This is a genomic window from Marinobacter sp. (assembly GCF_041687235.1).
GTDB lineage: Bacteria > Pseudomonadota > Gammaproteobacteria > Pseudomonadales > Oleiphilaceae > Marinobacter.
Map to the genome: position 1 here is coordinate 36,027 of NZ_JAWLCH010000012.1, position 16,159 is coordinate 52,185.

The 16,159-nt window shown below is 57.8% G+C and carries 15 protein-coding genes; 8 read left to right on the plus strand and 7 right to left on the minus strand.

Going from position 1 to position 16,159, the window contains the following annotated elements; genetic code table 11:
• Complete coding sequence (locus tag ACESMK_RS15285; RefSeq protein ID WP_373000612.1) at nt 1-405, minus strand: acyl-CoA thioesterase; 405 nt, start codon at nt 403-405, stop codon at nt 1-3.
• Between the two features lie 194 nt (nt 406-599).
• Between ACESMK_RS15285 and ACESMK_RS15290 the strand changes: the two genes are divergently transcribed.
• The 5 genes from ACESMK_RS15290 (at nt 600) to phoU (ending at nt 6,112) form a co-directional block, all read left to right on the plus strand.
• Nucleotides 600-1,649: a substrate-binding domain-containing protein gene (locus tag ACESMK_RS15290; RefSeq protein WP_373000614.1), complete on the plus strand. Its 1,050-nt coding sequence runs from the start codon at nt 600-602 to the stop codon at nt 1,647-1,649.
• A gap of 149 nt (nt 1,650-1,798) precedes the next feature.
• The gene (pstC, locus tag ACESMK_RS15295; RefSeq protein WP_373000618.1) at nt 1,799-3,187 is read left to right on the plus strand and encodes a phosphate ABC transporter permease subunit PstC; all 1,389 of its coding nucleotides are present in this window, start codon (nt 1,799-1,801) and stop codon (nt 3,185-3,187) included.
• Nucleotides 3,180-4,457, plus strand: a complete 1,278-nt coding sequence (gene pstA, locus ACESMK_RS15300) for a phosphate ABC transporter permease PstA (RefSeq protein ID WP_373000620.1) — start codon at nt 3,180-3,182, stop codon at nt 4,455-4,457. The genes pstC and pstA overlap by 8 nt, the downstream gene beginning before the upstream one ends.
• Before the next feature lie 11 nt (nt 4,458-4,468).
• Complete coding sequence (gene pstB, locus ACESMK_RS15305; protein WP_373000622.1) at nt 4,469-5,356, plus strand: phosphate ABC transporter ATP-binding protein PstB; 888 nt, start codon at nt 4,469-4,471, stop codon at nt 5,354-5,356.
• A gap of 33 nt (nt 5,357-5,389) precedes the next feature.
• Nucleotides 5,390-6,112, plus strand: a complete 723-nt coding sequence (gene phoU / locus ACESMK_RS15310; protein ID WP_373000625.1) for a phosphate signaling complex protein PhoU — start codon at nt 5,390-5,392, stop codon at nt 6,110-6,112.
• A 61-nt stretch (nt 6,113-6,173) separates the two neighbouring features.
• On the opposite strand, the gene ACESMK_RS15315 is transcribed toward phoU, so the two are convergent.
• From ACESMK_RS15315 to mnmH, 5 genes are all read right to left on the minus strand, one after another.
• Nucleotides 6,174-6,539, minus strand: a complete 366-nt coding sequence (locus ACESMK_RS15315; protein ID WP_373000628.1) for a histidine triad nucleotide-binding protein — start codon at nt 6,537-6,539, stop codon at nt 6,174-6,176.
• A 41-nt stretch (nt 6,540-6,580) separates the two neighbouring features.
• Nucleotides 6,581-7,876 carry an FAD-dependent monooxygenase gene (locus ACESMK_RS15320; protein ID WP_373000632.1) on the minus strand — a complete coding sequence of 432 codons (1,296 nt, stop codon included), beginning with the start codon at nt 7,874-7,876 and terminating at the stop codon, nt 6,581-6,583.
• An 82-nt stretch (nt 7,877-7,958) separates the two neighbouring features.
• Complete coding sequence (locus ACESMK_RS15325; RefSeq protein ID WP_373000635.1) at nt 7,959-8,516, minus strand: aminoacyl-tRNA deacylase; 558 nt, start codon at nt 8,514-8,516, stop codon at nt 7,959-7,961.
• 170 nt (nt 8,517-8,686) lie between these two features.
• Nucleotides 8,687-9,520 carry a mechanosensitive ion channel family protein gene (locus tag ACESMK_RS15330; protein ID WP_373000638.1) on the minus strand — a complete coding sequence of 278 codons (834 nt, stop codon included), beginning with the start codon at nt 9,518-9,520 and terminating at the stop codon, nt 8,687-8,689.
• Nucleotides 9,521-9,661: 141 nt separating this feature from the next.
• On the minus strand, nt 9,662-10,765 hold the full coding sequence (gene mnmH, locus ACESMK_RS15335) for a tRNA 2-selenouridine(34) synthase MnmH (RefSeq protein WP_373000641.1): 1,104 nt from the start codon (nt 10,763-10,765) through the stop codon (nt 9,662-9,664).
• Nucleotides 10,766-10,898: 133 nt separating this feature from the next.
• Between mnmH and ACESMK_RS15340 the strand changes: the two genes are divergently transcribed.
• A complete protein-coding gene (locus ACESMK_RS15340; protein WP_373000644.1) occupies nt 10,899-11,564 on the plus strand; it encodes a class I SAM-dependent methyltransferase in 666 nt (221 codons plus the stop codon).
• Between the two features lie 429 nt (nt 11,565-11,993).
• Here the strand turns inward: ACESMK_RS15340 and ACESMK_RS15345 are convergent, their stop codons facing one another.
• Complete coding sequence (locus tag ACESMK_RS15345) at nt 11,994-12,398, minus strand: VanZ family protein (RefSeq protein WP_373000647.1); 405 nt, start codon at nt 12,396-12,398, stop codon at nt 11,994-11,996.
• A gap of 97 nt (nt 12,399-12,495) precedes the next feature.
• Here ACESMK_RS15345 and cysZ point away from each other — a divergent pair, with 97 nt between their 5' ends.
• Both cysZ and rapA read left to right on the plus strand, forming a co-directional pair.
• Nucleotides 12,496-13,245: a sulfate transporter CysZ gene (cysZ, locus tag ACESMK_RS15350; protein ID WP_373000805.1), complete on the plus strand. Its 750-nt coding sequence runs from the start codon at nt 12,496-12,498 to the stop codon at nt 13,243-13,245.
• 16 nt (nt 13,246-13,261) lie between these two features.
• Complete coding sequence (rapA, locus tag ACESMK_RS15355) at nt 13,262-16,123, plus strand: RNA polymerase-associated protein RapA (protein ID WP_373000650.1); 2,862 nt, start codon at nt 13,262-13,264, stop codon at nt 16,121-16,123.
• The last annotated feature ends 36 nt before the right edge of the window (nt 16,124-16,159 follow it).

The following is a 16,159-nucleotide window of genomic DNA, read 5'->3' on the forward strand; positions in this document are numbered from 1 at the left end:
TCAGAGGCTTTGTTCGGGCACTTCCCGGATCCGCCCGTGTTCGTCAATGGCGACATAGACAAACAGTCCCTCGGTCACCTTGCGCGGATGCTTGGCGGTACGGTCGAGGGTCCACACTTCCACACTGATTTTCATGGAACTGCGACCGATATCTACCAGCTCGCAGTAGCAACCCACCTGAGACCCTACCCGTAATGGCGAAAGAAATTCCATCCGGTCCATGGCCACGGTGGCATTACGGCCCTGGGAAATACGCCCGGCCATGGTCGCAGCAGCGATATCCATCTGCTTGACCAGCCAGCCCGCGAAGACATCGCCATTGGCGTTGGTATCAACGGGAAGGGGGATTACCTGAAGGGTGAGTTCACCACGGGGCGTGGGTTTGTCATCGTCATACGCGGTCATAATACTGCCTTCTTGCGAGCCTGGAATTGTTTTAACTCGCATGGTAACGGCCTGAAGCGCCGCTGCAAGCAAATTTGAACATTCCTGACTATATTTCAAAAGCTGTAACAAAGTTGTCACAGAGAGCCATTAGTCTGCACCCATCGGTAAAGCACATCCGACAAAACGTCCAAACCAAAAAATGGAGACATGACGTGATGAAACTGAAAGCCGCACTGACAACTGTTGCTCTTGCTGGCAGCATTGCAGCCGTATCTACCCCGGCCATGGCCCGCGATACCATCAACATCGTAGGCTCTTCCACGGTTTACCCGTTCGCAACCGTGGTTGCCGAGCGTTTTGGTCGTAACACCGACTTCCCGACTCCAAAGCTGGAATCCACCGGCTCCGGCGGCGGTCTGAAGCTGTTCTGTGAAGGTGTTGGTACCCAGCACCCGGACATCACCAACGCCTCCCGTCGCATGAAGCCGAGCGAGTTTGAACTTTGCCAGTCCAACGGCGTCAAGGACATCACCGAAGTGCGCATCGGTGCCGACGGTATCGTTATCGCCAACTCCAAGGACGCGGGCAAGGCTAACTTCACCCTGGAGCAGGTTTTCTTGGCCCTGGCCAAAGAAGTGCCTGATCCCAACGGCGGCGACAAGCTGGTTGCCAACCCTTACCAGAAGTGGAGCGACATCGACTCCAGCCTGCCGAACAAGGCCATCAGCGTAATGGGTCCCCCTCCGACCTCCGGTACCCGTGACGCCTTCGTTGAAATCGCCATGCAGGGTGGCTGCAAGCAGTACGATTTCATCAAGAAGATGGACAAGAGCGACATGAAATCTGTGTGTCACTCCATGCGTGAAGACGGCCCGTTCATCGAAGCCGGTGAAAACGACAACCTGATCGTTCAGCGTCTGGCGCAGGATTCAGGCACCTACGGTATCTTCGGCTACAGCTTCCTGATGGAAAACTCTGGCCAGATCCAGGCAGTCACCATCAATGGTGTTGAGCCGACTCCGGAAGCCATCTCCAGCGAAGAGTACCCGGTTGCCCGTTCACTGTGGTTCTACATCAAGCAGGCGCACGTTGGTGTTGTTCCGGGTATCCAGGAATACGTTGCCGAGTTCACCAGCGAGAGCGCCTGGGGCGACAACGGCTACCTGGTTGACGTAGGTCTGATTCCGAGCCCGCGTAACGAGCGCATGGAAATTGCCAAGCGCGCCAAGGAACTGCAGCCGATGACCGGCAAAGAACTGTAAGGTTCGAGCAGGGCACGTCAGGGATGACGAAAAAGGAACGCGGGCCTTACGGTCCGCGTTCCTTTGTTACATTTGTGTGAATATTTTTGTGCGGCAAACTGGCAAAATAGACGCCGAGCCAACTTCAAGCCATCAATACAGAGACTGATATGCAGACGGCCAATCTTCTGCCCCTGGTTCTGGTTCTCGCCGTGGTTGCCTATGGCCTCGCTTATATGCGATCCCGGGCCGTGGCAGCGCCCCTGGGCGGCATCCGGAATCTTAAAGCTCTTCCCTTTTACTACGCGGCGCGGGCAGCACTCTGGTGTGCCATCCCCGCCCTGATTGTCCTCGCAGCCTGGGCCGGCTTTGAAGGCAAGGTTATCCAGGGCATCGTGATTGCATCGTTGCCCCAGGATGTCTGGCCTGAATCTCCCGGAGAGGCGAGTCTGATTCTTTCCCAGATCAGTAACGTCGCGGCAGGAAAGCTGAATCCGGAATTCGTGCCAGAGCATATTGTCGGGGCTGCATCGGTGCTTGAGACGATGGATAATCAGAGCGAGAACTTTAAAGCCGCTCTGGTTTTGCTGGTTGCCGTGTCCGGTGCCGCGTTCGCGTGGACCCGTGTTTCGCCTCACATCAACGCAAGACTTAACGTAGAGACAACCCTTCGCCGCATTTTCTTTGTTTGTGCGGCGCTGGCGGTCCTGACGACGGCGGGTATCGTCTTTTCAGTGATTCTGGAGACCATCCGGTTTTTCGGTCGAGTACCGATCAGCGATTTTCTGTTCAGTACCAGTTGGAGTCCCCAGACCGCCTTGCGGGCGGATCAGGTGGGGTCTGAAGGGGCTTTCGGGGTTATCCCGCTGTTTACCGGCACCCTGTTGATTTCTGCCATTGCCCTCCTGGTGGCAGTGCCCGTTGGCCTGTTGTCAGCCATCTACCTGTCCGAATACGCCAGCAAACGGGTACGTTCCACCGCCAAGCCTGTGCTTGAAATGCTGGCGGGTATTCCGACCGTTGTTTACGGCTTCTTCGCTGCGCTGACGGTTGCTCCGTTTATCCGTGACCTTGCGGAAATGGTCGGCCTGGAGGCGTCTTCCCAGAGTGCACTGGCCGCGGGCCTGGTTATGGGCATCATGATCGTGCCGTTCGTCTCTTCGCTCTCTGACGATGTCATCAATGCGGTTCCCCAGTCCATGCGTGACGGCTCCCTGGCGCTGGGCGCCACGCAGTCCGAAACCATGAAAAAGGTTATTTTCCCCGCCGCGCTGCCGGGGATTATTGGCGGCATCCTGCTGGCTGCTTCCCGTGCCATTGGTGAAACCATGATTGTGGTGATGGCAGCGGGCCTGGCCGCAAACCTGACAGCCAACCCCCTGGAGTCGGTAACGACCGTGACCGTGCAGATTGCAACCCTGCTGGTGGGTGACCAGGAGTTTGACAGTGCCAAGACCCTGTCCGCATTTGCCCTGGGTATGCTGCTGTTCATCGTTACGCTGCTGCTGAACGTGGTGGCCCTCAAGATCGTTCGCAAGTATAGGGAACAGTATGACTGATCAACGTTCTCAGGCGGAGATTGTCCGCAACTCCCTCAAGCGCCGCTATCGAAAGGAACGCCGGTTCCGGTTGTATGGCATGCTGGCAATATTCATTGCCCTTGCCTCCCTGGCTATTCTTTTTGCGGACATTATCACCAAAGGCCATACAGGGTTCGTCAAGACCACGATTACTCTGGATGTGACCCTTGATTCCGACATGATGTACCTGGACGATCCCACCGACGCGGATCAGCGGTCCATGGCGGACTTTGTCGCGCCCATCATTGCGGCCCTGCAGGAGCATGTTCCGGAGGCTGACAGTGCGGCCGAGAAGCGGGAGTTGGGCCGCCTGATCGGTAGCTATGGCGCCAGTCAGATTCGTGACCTGTTGAAAGATAATCCGGACTTGCTGAACACCACGCAAACCATTGAGTTTCTGGCGCACGATCGGGTCTCGACCTACGTCAAGCACGCGGATAATCCGCGGTACAGCATTAAACTGTCCGAGCAGCAGCAACGCTGGGTGGACGAACTGCTGGAAAAAGGCGTTCTCGATACCAGCTTCAACGATGTGCTGTTCAGCCGGGGGGACTCCAGGGAACCTGCGAATGCGGGTATTCTCGGGGCCATTGTCGGTTCTCTGCTGACCATGCTGGTCACACTGGCGATCGCGTTTCCCGTGGGTATTGCCGCCGCAGTGTATCTGGAGGAATTTGCGCCCCAGAATAAGATTACCGACTTTATCGAAGTCAATATCAATAATCTGGCCGCCGTTCCGTCGATCATTTTCGGTCTGCTTGGCCTGGCGGTCTTTATCGGTCTCTTCGGCATGCCCCGCTCGGTCCCGGTGGTGGGCGGCATGGTATTGGCGTTGATGACACTGCCAACCATCATCATTTCCGGAAGAGCGGCAATCAAGAGCGTGCCGCCCTCCATACGGGAGGCTGCAGAGGGTGTTGGCGCCTCCAAGATGCAGGTGGTGCTCCATCACGTGATACCCCTGGCGATGCCCGGCATGCTCACCGGCTCCATCATCGGTATGGCCCAGGCGCTGGGGGAAACGGCACCCCTGCTGTTAATCGGCATGGTGGCCTTTATTGTGGATGTACCGAGCGGCTTTCTCGATTCAGCCACCGTATTACCGGTACAGATATATCTGTGGGCCAGCAGCTCTGAACAGGGCTTCATCGAGCTGGCGTCCGCCGGCATCATGGTGCTGCTCACCTTCATGATCAGTATGAACGCACTGGCCATCTGGCTCCGTAAACGTCTTGAGCGTCGGTGGTAAGGAGATTATTTATGAATACTATGAACCCAACCGTAACCAGCGAAGCGGATATGCCTGAAGAAACGATTATTCCGGTGCAGGAAGAAAAGCCGGCGGAAACCGTGATTGAAGAAGGAAAGACCGTGGGTCATCCATTTTCGGATGAGCCCAAGTTCAAGCTCCGTAACGTCGAAGTGTTCTATGGCGAAGATCGGGCCATCAAGAATATCAGCCTGGATATTGGTCGCAACGAAGTCATTGCCTTCATCGGTCCCTCCGGCTGTGGCAAGTCAACGTTTCTTCGATGCCTGAACCGGATGAACGACAGTATCGATATCTGTCGGGTCAAGGGTCAGTTGGCCATTGACGACCATGATATTTACGATCCGAAGCGCGATGTTGTGGAGCTGCGGGCCAGGGTTGGCATGGTGTTCCAGAAGCCGAACCCTTTTCCCAAGTCCATCTATGACAACGTAGCCTACGGCCCCCGTATTCACGGCCTGGCCAATCGCAAGTCGGATCTGGACGACATTGTTGAGAGCAGTCTTCGCAAAGCCGGTCTCTGGGATGAAGCCAAGGACCGTCTTGATGCCATTGCAACCGGCATGTCCGGTGGCCAGCAGCAGCGTTTGTGCATCGCCCGTGCGATCGCCGTCAGCCCGGAAGTGATTCTGATGGACGAGCCCTGCTCGGCACTGGACCCGATCGCGACCGCCAAGGTGGAGGAGCTGATCGCCGAAATGTCCGAGAGCTATACTATCGTGATCGTGACCCACTCGATGCAGCAGGCGGCCCGGGTATCCCACCGTACGGCCTACTTCCACCTGGGGCACCTGGTGGAAGTAAACGAGACCAACAAGGTATTCACCTCGCCGGAACATGAACTGACCGAGTCCTACATCACCGGCCGTTTCGGCTGATTCCGGACCTGAGGAATTTTGGAGAAGAACAGTATGCCTACGAAGAAGGATGACGTTTACGGGGATCATATCTCCCACAAGTTCAATGATGAACTGATGGAGCTCAAGACCGAGTTCCTGAAAATGGGTGGTATGGTTGAGGCGCAGCTTGAGAGGGCCATTGAGGCTCTTGTTGACGGTGACGGATACGCGGCAGACGAGATTCGTGCCAACGACAAAAAAGTCGATCAGATGGAAATTGAGATCGATGAAGAGGCCACGCTGATTATCGCCCGCCGCCAGCCGACGGCACGTGATCTGCGTCTGGTGATCTCGGTAATCAAGATGGTCGCCGACCTGGAGCGCGTTGGTGATGAAGCCAAGAAAATCGCCAAGCTGGCTATCAACCTGAGCGAGGAAGGTCATGCGCCCCGGGGTTATGTCGAGGTCCGGCACATTGGCAGCCATGTGCTGGCTCTTCTCCACGATGCGTTGGATGCGTTCGCTCGGCTGGATTCCGAGCAGGCATTGCGGATCATGAAGGAAGACAAGCGCGTCGATGAGGAATATCAGGCAGCGGCCCGTACTCTGCTGACCTTCATGATGGAAGATACCCGCAACATTTCACGATGCATGTCTGTGATGTGGGTGCTCCGTGCCCTGGAGCGGGTGGGTGACCACGCCTGCAACATCGCCGAGAACGTGATCTTCATGGTCAAAGGCGAGGACGTTCGTCATACGCCGGTGGAAGAGGCTGAGAAAGTCGTAGGTCGCTGATTTATCAGGCTTGGGAGGAGGGCCGCCGTGTGGTGCGGCCCTCCTCCCAAGTCTAAAACAATCAGGCCTGCTTCATTTTGTCGGTATAAGGCGGCCAGCCCAGCGGCTTGCCACCGAGAACGTGCAGGTGGATGTGAAACACCGTCTGCCCGGAATTCTCCCCGCAATTCATGACAACCCGATAGCCGTCGTCGGCAAACCCCTTCTCCCTGGCGATCTTCGCTGCCACCAGATACAGATGCCCCACCAGCTCCCGATCGTCTTCGGTGATGTCGTTGATGGTGGCGATGGGCTTTTTCGGGATGACCAGAAAATGCACCGGCGCCTGCGGGTTGATGTCACTGAACGCCAGGGCGATGTCGTCTTCGTAGAGGATGTCCGCGGGGATTTCGCGGTTGATGATCTTGGTGAAAATCGTCTCTGACATGGTGGCTCCTTTGCACTTGTCCTTGGGATTGTTGTTTGGCTCTAAAGCTGATTCAGGCCCGGAATCCGGGAGGTTATCTGCCGCACCACGGCCGGCAGTTCCTCGTCGATGCCCATGGCGTAGCGGGCCACCCGGTTGCGGGCGAAGGGCAGGGCTCGGGCGGCGCCGAGGCCCAGATTGCGCAGCAGATGAACGGGCGGAATCCGGTTACTGAACAGATGGTAAAACACATCCATGGTCAGCATCATTCTGCGGTTCGCTGGTCGGCGCTGTTGCTCGTACAGGTTCAGCCACTTTGGCGCGGCCAGATCATCACCGGCGCGCTTGGCTTCCTTGAGAACTGACTGAAGGGCTTGAGCGTCCTGGAAGCCCAGATTAACTCCCTGGCCGGCCAGGGGGTTGATGGTGTGGGCTGAATCGCCGGCCAGAACCACTCGGTTACTGTAATAGTGTTTGGCATGTTGACGGGCAATCGGGAATGACGCTCTGCTGTCGATATGGGTTAGCAGGGGTAGGCTCGACGGGAATGCCGACTGGATTTCCGCCATCAGTTTACTGGGTTCCAGGGCTTTCAGGCGTGCCAGTTCATCGGGACAGTCGTACCAGACCAGTGAGGCCCAGCTTTCACCGGGGTGTTTCGGTCCGGCGCTGTGCAGTGGTAGAAAAGCCCGTGGGCCGGAGGGTTGGAAACCCTGCCAGGTAATGTCTTCCACCGGCCCCTGGTAACGTACCGAGATAACCATCGCCTGCTGGTCATACTGGTTCCGGGTAACGCCAATGCCGGCCAGGTCCCGGATCCGGGACTGGGCGCCGTCGGCGCCAACCACCAGGGGCGCGGCGAGTTCGCCGCCATCGTCCAGGGTAATGGTGACGGATTCATCCGTCTGTTCCAGCGATGACACCCCGTGACCGTGTAGCAGGGTTACCTGGGGGCAGGCCTCTGCCGTCTGCCAAAGGGCCTGTTGGGTTATGGAGTTCTCGACGATGTGGCCTAGATGGTGCGCGCCGAGTTCTGAGGCATCGAACTGTACTTCGGCCAGCTTTCGGGGCACCAGATTCTGCAACGGATGGTGGGTTTCATCCCACACAGCCAGACGTTTGTAGGGCGTCGCCCGCATGTTACCGATGCGGTCCCAGGCGCCAAGACTCTCAAGGTAGCGTTCACTGCCTGCGCTCAGGGCAGAGACCCGGATATCCGGGGCGTTGTCGGGATTAAAGGTGGGCGGCGGAGCCCGGTCAACCAGGGCAACGCGGAAGCCATTCTGGCCAAGGCCAGTGGCGAGGGCGGCACCCACCATGCCGGCACCAACAACCACAATATCAAAGGCTTGAGTCATATCGGATTCCTGTCTGATGCCCTCAGTTTACGCGATGACGGCAGCCAGACAAGAGACCGGGATCAAGCCGGCCGGAAAAGAGTCAGTACCCCGCCATACCGGATACGCGCTGCTTGGTTACGTCATCAGGCCGGCGGCGGCCTTTGACCAGCCAGGCGGGCTTTTGGGCTCCGGGTTTGGTGAAGCCCTGATTCAGGACCATAGGTTGCACCAGGGTCAGGAAATCGGCGGTTTTCATATGGACCGATTCACTGTGACTGCCTGCGGCAAAAGCCAGCTCCGGTTGCTCTGTAAGAGATTCCGCGCAGTACACCGTCATTCCGAACAGGTTGCCGAACGGGGGCATGGCGCCAACTTCACAATCCGGGAAGCGGTCCTGAAATTCCTGTTCGTCTGCAAGATCCAGGAAATCGGTCTCCAGAATCCTGGACAGTCTGTCCCAGCGGATTCGCCAGGTTGCCGGCATCACCAGCATCGCCATTTTGCCGTCCAGTTCGATAATGACTGTTTTTACGACGCGATCGCCGGCGATCTTTACGTGGTGGGCCAGTTCCTGGGCGGTAAACGCAGGGGGGTGAGAGAGACACATGTATTCCACACCTGCCTCATCGAGGAATTCCTTTAACTGCTGTACCGGCATAGTGACAACCTCCTACCAGCAATGACAGCGTTCCGGAGCCTGTGTTGATCAGCATCTCTGGCCCCGACGGACTGGCGGGGTTGGGAAACCCCGCCATTAATGGTCAGCTTAGTTGAGGTTACGCAGTTTGCGAGTAACCGGATGTATCAATGAGAAACGGATCGCGAATCTCAGTCGGTTTTAATCATATGCACATCGCGCTGTGGGAACGGAATGCTGATGCCCTCCGCGTCGAACGCTTTCTTTACCTTTTCGTGCATGTCCCAGTAGAACGGCCAAAGGTCGGCGGACTTGGTCCAGGCCCGAACGGTCAGGTCAACCGAGCTCTCGCCCAGGGCGCCAACAACGATCAGAGGCTCGGGATCTTTCAGGGCACGCTCGTCTTCTTCGATCAGGCGCTTGCAGACCGCCTTGGCCTTGTCGATGTCGTCGCCGTAGCCGATGCCGAAGCTCATATCGCAACGACGGGTTTCATAAGCGCTCAGATTGGTCAGGCTGGCATTGGCCAGTTGACCGTTCGGGATTACGATCCGGCGGTTATCGAAGGTGTCGACAATGGTGTACAGGATGGAAATTTCCCGGACCGAACCGAGATAACCCTGGGCGTCGATGACATCGCCGACCTTGAACGGCTTGAAAATCAGGATCAGCACGCCGCCTGCGAAGTTTGCAAGACTGCCCTGCAGCGCCAGGCCGACCGCCAGACCGGCGGCACCGACAATAGCGATGAAGGATGTGGTGGCAATGCCGACCATGGATGCGACGGAGATCAGCAGCAGAATCTTGAGGATGACGCTGATGAGGCCGCAGAGGAACTTGTTCAGGGTAGGGTCTTTCTTGCCCAGTTTGGCGTCCAGGACGCCGACAAACCGGTTTATCAGCCAAAGGCCCACGATCAATGTGACGATGGCCAGAACCACTTTCGGGGCATAGGTCATGACCAGAGACATGGCCTGATTCATGAGTTCCGAGGCACCGCCTTCAGCGCCAAATAGGTCTTCCATAAAGGACTCCTTGTTCGTTGGTATTTTTCATAAGTGTCGGATTAACGGACAAAATCCTGCAACAACGTGATTCGTCTACCTCTGTATATAGCAGACAAATGTCAGGGGTGTGTATAGCAGGCCGAATATTCCGCCAGATGCTTACGCAATCGAGCGTTCGCTGGCCCAATCGAGAATGGTCTTGGGGCCCCCGCGGACAAGAATCCGGCCTTCTTTCTGGCTCAGTTGGTAGTCGTACATGGGGTCGTAATAGTCCTGAAGCAGCGCCTGAATCCAGGTGTTGTGGGCGCCAGTCTGTCCGGTGGCTTCCTGCTGCTCAAGCGCCTCTGCCATCAGGCGGCGTAGCTGCTTGTGACGCTCACCGCCCAGGCGCTTGCGAATGCGATCGATGGCACTCAACAGGTAGTCCCGGAAATTCAGCCAGCCCGCTTCGGCTCCGTCGCGGTTCACATAATCTGCGCACATACCCTCAACGTAGTCTTCCCGGATGATGGCAACACGCTCTTCCATGGGTTGCTCAAGAATCAGCAGGGGCGAGGCGGCCATTCGTGCCTTTAGCGACTCGGGCAGGGCGCAACGCCCTACCAGGCGGCTTTCATCTTCCAGGTAAACCGGGCCCTCTCTGAAATGACGGGCTTTGAGCATGGCCACGGCCAGCCGGTTCTCGAAATCGATCTGTGAGGGTTGGGGGGTGACCTGGCGCCCGAAACTGGAGCCCCGGTGGTTGGCCAGGCCCTCAAGATCCACCGGATTGGGGAGCTGTTTCAGAACCCGTGTCTTGCCGGTGCCGGTGCGACCGCTGAGAATATGGAATTCGCCGGACTCGATCTGCGCTTCCAGGCTGTCGATCAGAAACCGGCGCAGCGCCTTGTAGCCGCCTTTGACCAGCGGATAGTCAATGCCGGCCTCCCGGATCCACTGTTGGGTAAGCCGGGACCGCAGGCCGCCCCGGAAGCAGAAAAGGTAACCCTCGGGATGGCGGGCAACAAAGCGCTTCCAGGCTTCAATACGCTGGGCCTTGATGTCGCCGGATACCAGTTGATGGCCCAGTTCGATGGCCTTGTCCTGGCCTTTTTCCTTGTAACAGATGCCGACCCGGTGGCGCTCCTCGTCGTTCATCAGTGGCGCGTTTTCGGTATTCGGAAAACTGCCACGACTGAACTCAACCGGCGCCCGGACGTCCATCAGGGGCACGTCGTTCAGGAACAGGGAAAGGTAGTCGTCGGTATCGGGTCTGCTTGCCATTTCAGCGGTAAACCAGTTGTCAGATGGAGGCGGCAGTATAGCGGAAAAGGGTGTTTTCTGCTTGTCGCGCCCTGTTTCCCGACAGGGTCATGGGTACAATGGCGCCTTCGTGAAATTCGAGGTTGGATACCCCATGTCAGCAGACTGTCTGAATCAACACCTGCGCAAAACCCTGGCCCGGGGCCGGGTGGCCGTGTCCCGCCCTGCCAGTTGTGAACGGATTGCCCTGTATCTGTTTGACCCGACGGTGCTTGAGGGGCCGTTATCCCATGAGGAGGCCCAGGCGGTGGTTGCCGAACCTGCCTACTGGTCCTTTTGCTGGGCCAGCGGCCAGGTGCTCGCCAGCTGGATTCTGGACAACCCCAAGTGGGTCGAGGGTAAGCGGGTCCTGGATTTCGGTTCCGGATCCGGGATAGTGGCCGTCGCAGCGGCGATGGCCGGAGCAAGGGAAGCCATCGCCTGTGACATTGACCCGGCTGCCCTGGACGCGGCCAGGGCCAATGCGGCCCTCAATGGTGTTTCCGTTGGCCTCTGCGGTGACTGGGCAGACCGACCGGAGGATCTGGACGTGGTGACAGCAGCGGATGTGCTCTACGATCCTGAAAACCGGCCGTTGCTCGGAGTTTTTCGCGAGGCGGCACCCCGGGTGTTGCTGGCGGATTCGCGGATGAAAGTGTTGGGTGACAGTGCCTACAACCTTCAGACGACGGTTGAAGCCCGTACCTGGCCGGATCTGAATGAGTTCGAGGAGTTCAATCAGGTGCGTATTTATTTGGCCGGGGAGGCCGGGAGAGGCTGAAACCCGAAACCGGGCTTAAAAAAAAGGGCAACCATGCGGTTACCCTTTCTCGGAACAGGTCGGCGCTTCCGTGCGCAATGGGCAACAGCCATGTTGCGAGATCCTTGAGCCACTCCGTGGTGCCGGCATCCGAGCCAGCTATCCGAATAGTTATCCCTTAAGCGAGGCGTCCCTGTGTCCTTGCCTCTCCCTGCAATCCATGCCGGGGTGCATCCAGTGCGTCGTCCTTTTCCCTGTCATCCTTGATGTACACACTATACCAATGGAATTCTGACAAACGTGTGAACTGTGCACGCGCCGATCGGAGTGTCTGGACCGGTTAATCCAATAAAATATGATAATCAGTGAGTTAGGTTTTCTCTAAGGGCTGTGTCGAACCACTACGTACGCAATGTCACTGCAAGTTCTCACGCCTTTGTGAGAAATATCTCACAAGGATTCTGGCGAATTTCGCAAGTCCGGTTTGGCGGCCGCAGGGAGGCCGGGCCAGGGTAGGAGGCCGATGGCGATGCCTGCGCCGTCCGCGGCCAGATCGGCGAGTGAAAATTCCCGGTAAGGCAGGTTTGCCTGGATAATTTCGATGCCCAGACCGAAGCCCAGCAGCGCCGGGGCAAACCAGATGGCCTTGAGCTCCGGCCAGGCAAGACGGGTCAGGATCGTCAGTTCCAGAAAGGCGATCAGGTGGTTTACCTTATCGCTGGAGGAGGAGGGTACGGGGTAAGGACTATCGGTTGTTGCAAGAAACCCGATGGCCAGTACCGACATTACGAACGCTGCGCGCCACAGGGGGCGACAGTTCAGAAGGCTGGTCAGTTGTTTTCTCAATGTATCCATCGGGGAAGTCACTGAACGATCTCGGGCTGTGGGAATGTAGCCAACATGATATGCTTTGCGCCCCGTCATTGTCATTGAAGCGGAGGTCCTGCCAGCGATGCTCAAGGGTAATTTTTTTCGTGGACTGGGCTACCTGGGTGAAGGTTTCCGCCTGATTCGTCAGCCCGGCCTGCGGCTGTTCGTCATTATTCCACTGGTTATCAATATTCTGCTTTTCGGCTTGCTGTTCTTCTTCATGGGAGAGCTCTTCGCCGGCCTGATTGCCGCCGCCATGGCCTGGCTGCCGGACTGGGCCTGGCTTCAGGCACTGGATTGGCTGTTCTGGATTCTTTACGGAGCCGTCATTGTATTGATGCTGGCCTATGGTTTCGTGATTGTTGCCAACCTGATCGGCTCCCCGTTCTATGGCTACCTTGCCGAGCTGACGGAGAAACACCTGACCGGTCAGGAGGTGAACACCGACGACAGCTGGGCTTCCATCATCAAGGACATCCCCCGTGCACTCTGGCGTGAGGTTCAGAAAATTCTGTACTACCTGCCGCGGGCTATTGGCCTGCTCATTATCGGCCTGATACCGGTTGTTAATCTGGTTGCAGCGGTTCTCTGGTTTCTATTCAACAGCTGGATGATGGCTTTGCAGTATGTGGACTATCCCGCCGACAACCACAAGGTCAGTTTCCCGGCCCTGCGCCGGTTGCTGGGTGACACGCGGTTGTCTGCCTTCGGCTTTGGCCTGCCGGTGGCGTTGGCCGCCATGGTGCCGGTGCTGAATCTGTTTGTGGTGCCGGCGGCGGTGTGTGGGGCAACGGCTTACTGGGTGCGTGAGAACGGCGCCACAAGAACTTAACTGGTCTGGAGGTTTCTTGGATACATCGGAATTTGTTATTGGTCAGCGTTGGGTCAGTCATAGTGATACCGGCCTGGGGCTCGGAATTGTTACGGATATTTCCGGGCGCCGGGTGACCCTCGGGTTTCCTGCTGCCGATGAAGAGCGCACCTACGCGATTGATAACGCCCCTCTGTCTCGCATTATCTACCAGCTGGGCGAGGAGATTGAAACGTTTGATGGCGAGCGCTACACGGTTCGAGCGGTTGAGGACATTGGCGGTGTGCTCATGTACCACGCAGACGATGGCACCGATCTGCATCAGATTTCAGAAGTAAAACTCGCCGGTTCGGTGAACTTCTCAGCGCCGCATCAGCGGTTGTTCGCAGGTCAGTTTGATCGTAACGGCGCCTTTCGCCTGAGGTTCGCTACGGTTCAGCACATGAACAGGCTTCGGGCGTCCCCGGCCCAGGGACTGATCGGCGCGCGTACCCAGCACCTGCCGCACCAGATCTACATTGCCCATGAGGTTGCCCGGCGCCATGCGCCACGGGTTCTTCTGGCCGATGAAGTCGGCCTGGGCAAAACCATCGAGGCCGGGCTTATCCTGCACTATCAGCTGCATACCGGGCGCGCTAAACGTGCTCTCATCGTGGTGCCGGATTCACTCACCCATCAATGGCTGGTGGAAATGCTTCGCCGCTTCAATCTGCGTTTCTCGATCGTGGATCAGGGTCGCTACGATGCCCTGAAAGACGAGGAAAGCGACGTTGATGCCCTCGTTAACCATATTTTTGGTGATGAAGACGCGGTCAACCCTTTTGAGAGCGAGCAACTGGTGCTCTGCAGTCTCGATTTCCTGAAGAAAAGCCAGAAGGCACGGGACGATGCCCTGAAGGCCGAATGGGACCTGATGATTGTGGATGAGGCCCACCACCTGGCCTGGAGCCCGGAACAGGTCAGCCCGGAATACCAGATCGTTGAGGAATTGTCGGCGGTCAGCCGGGGTTTGTTGCTGCTGACGGCGACCCCGGAGCAGGTTGGTGTTGCCAGCCACTTTGCCCGCTTGCGGCTGCTGGACCCCGCCCGCTTTCATGATTTGGAAGCTTTCCGGAAAGAAGAGCAGCAGTACGAGGCCATTAACGCCGTGGTCCGTCGTCTGCAGGATGACGGATCGGGGATCAGCGCCGGGGACCAGACACTGCTTCAGGACTGGCTGGGTGATGAACTGGACCAGTTGTTGGCCGGCGAGGATCCTCGCCAATCGGTCATCGATGCCTTGCTGGATCGTCATGGCACCGGCCGCGTACTGTTCCGGAACACCAGGTCGGCGATCCAGGGATTTCCTGAACGCCGGCCCAATCCAGAACCTTTGCCGTGCCCTGCTATGTACGACGGGAAGGCGTCGGGCACTGAGGGGCTGGCGCCGGAGCAGCTGGTTCCCGAGGAACAGTGGCTGGCGGAGGATCCCCGGGTTGCGTGGCTCGAGAAAAAGCTGGTCAGCCTGCGCCCGGCCAAGGTTGTTGTTATCTGTGCCAGCGCTGAGACAGCCATGGCGCTCGAGCACTACCTTCAGCTGCGCGCGGGCATCCGCAGTGCGGCTTTCCACGAGCACCTGAGCCTGATCGAGCGTGATCGGGCGGCCGCCTATTTTGCCGACACAGAGCAGGGTGCTCAGGCATTGATCTGCTCGGAGATTGGCAGCGAGGGCCGGAACTTCCAGTTTGCCCATCACCTGGTGCTGTTCGATCTGCCCGCCAACCCGGATCTGCTCGAGCAGCGCATTGGACGGCTGGACCGGATCGGTCAGACAGAAGCCATCGATATCCACATTCCCTTCTTGCGTGGGACCAGTCAGGAAGTTCAGTTCCGCTGGTTCCATGAGGGTCTGAATGCCTTTGCCGAGAGTTGCGCAGTCGGCGTCGCGGTTCAGGAGGCCGTCCAGACCCGTTGGCAGCAGGCCATGGAAGGTGATGCGTCGGTGACAGATGAACTGGTGAGGGATACAGCGGAAGAGGCGAAACGCCTGAAAACGCTGCTGCAAAATGGCCGTGATGCCCTGATTGAGCTTAACTCCTGCCGCCCGGAGGTGGCCGAGGATCTGATTGCCGCCATTGAAGAGGAAGAAGGCGAGGCCCGGGTTCGGGATTACATGATCGAAGCCTTCGACATACTCGGGGTGGATGTGGAAGACCATGCCGAGCATTCGGATGTTCTGCGTCCCGGCGAACAGTATCAGGCCGGTCATGTGGCCGAGTTGCCGGAAGACGGAATAACCGTGACCTGGGATCGCCAGAACGCCCTGGAACGGGAAGATCTGGCATTCATGAGCTGGGAGCACCCGATGGTGACCGGGGTGATGGATTCGGTCACCAGCTCGGGGCTGGGCAAGGCCGCGCTTGCCAGCCTTTCGGTCAAGGCGCTACCTCCGGGTACCTTGTTGATGGAGGCGCTGTTTACCGTGCACTGTCCGGCGCCCGAAGCGCTGCAGCTGACCCGCTATCTGCCGGTTTCACCATTGCGGTTGCTGGTGGATGTCAATGGCAAGGAGCTGTCCGGTGCGCTGCCTCATGATCGGCTGAACGATCTGTGTTCAAATATCCGCCGGCGAACAGCCCAGGCGATCGTGCCCCAGATTCGCCCGCAGGTTGAAACCATGGTGGACCATGTGGAGCGGCTTTCCGAGCCTCATCTGGAGCCTCTGAAAACCCGCGCACTCGAACAACTGTCGGCCAGCTTCGAGCCGGAAATACGGAGGTTGGAGGCGTTGCAGAAAGTGAACCCGTCCATCCGCGAGGAAGAAATCGACTTCTTCCGTAACCAGTTTGAGGCGGCAAAAGAGGCCATAGGTCATGCCAGCCTGGCGTTGGAAGGCATTCGTGTGATCGTGACCGCATAACTCACGGTGTGACCGCCGTAACTGGCTGACTGTGCG

Excerpts from the sequence above, each read along its gene's own strand:
- ACESMK_RS15285 (WP_373000612.1), bottom strand. The coding sequence starts at position 405 with ATGACCGCGTATGACGATGACAAACCCACGCCCCGTGGTGAACTCACC.
- pstC (WP_373000618.1), top strand. The coding sequence starts at position 1,799 with ATGCAGACGGCCAATCTTCTGCCCCTGGTTCTGGTTCTCGCCGTGGTT.
- pstA (WP_373000620.1), top strand. The coding sequence starts at position 3,180 with ATGACTGATCAACGTTCTCAGGCGGAGATTGTCCGCAACTCCCTCAAG.
- pstB (WP_373000622.1), top strand. The coding sequence starts at position 4,469 with ATGAATACTATGAACCCAACCGTAACCAGCGAAGCGGATATGCCTGAA.
- phoU (WP_373000625.1), top strand. The coding sequence starts at position 5,390 with ATGCCTACGAAGAAGGATGACGTTTACGGGGATCATATCTCCCACAAG.
- ACESMK_RS15315 (WP_373000628.1), bottom strand. The coding sequence starts at position 6,539 with ATGTCAGAGACGATTTTCACCAAGATCATCAACCGCGAAATCCCCGCG.
- ACESMK_RS15320 (WP_373000632.1), bottom strand. The coding sequence starts at position 7,876 with ATGACTCAAGCCTTTGATATTGTGGTTGTTGGTGCCGGCATGGTGGGT.
- ACESMK_RS15325 (WP_373000635.1), bottom strand. The coding sequence starts at position 8,516 with ATGCCGGTACAGCAGTTAAAGGAATTCCTCGATGAGGCAGGTGTGGAA.
- ACESMK_RS15330 (WP_373000638.1), bottom strand. The coding sequence starts at position 9,520 with ATGGAAGACCTATTTGGCGCTGAAGGCGGTGCCTCGGAACTCATGAAT.
- mnmH (WP_373000641.1), bottom strand. The coding sequence starts at position 10,765 with ATGGCAAGCAGACCCGATACCGACGACTACCTTTCCCTGTTCCTGAAC.
- ACESMK_RS15340 (WP_373000644.1), top strand. The coding sequence starts at position 10,899 with ATGTCAGCAGACTGTCTGAATCAACACCTGCGCAAAACCCTGGCCCGG.
- ACESMK_RS15345 (WP_373000647.1), bottom strand. The coding sequence starts at position 12,398 with ATGGATACATTGAGAAAACAACTGACCAGCCTTCTGAACTGTCGCCCC.
- cysZ (WP_373000805.1), top strand. The coding sequence starts at position 12,496 with ATGCTCAAGGGTAATTTTTTTCGTGGACTGGGCTACCTGGGTGAAGGT.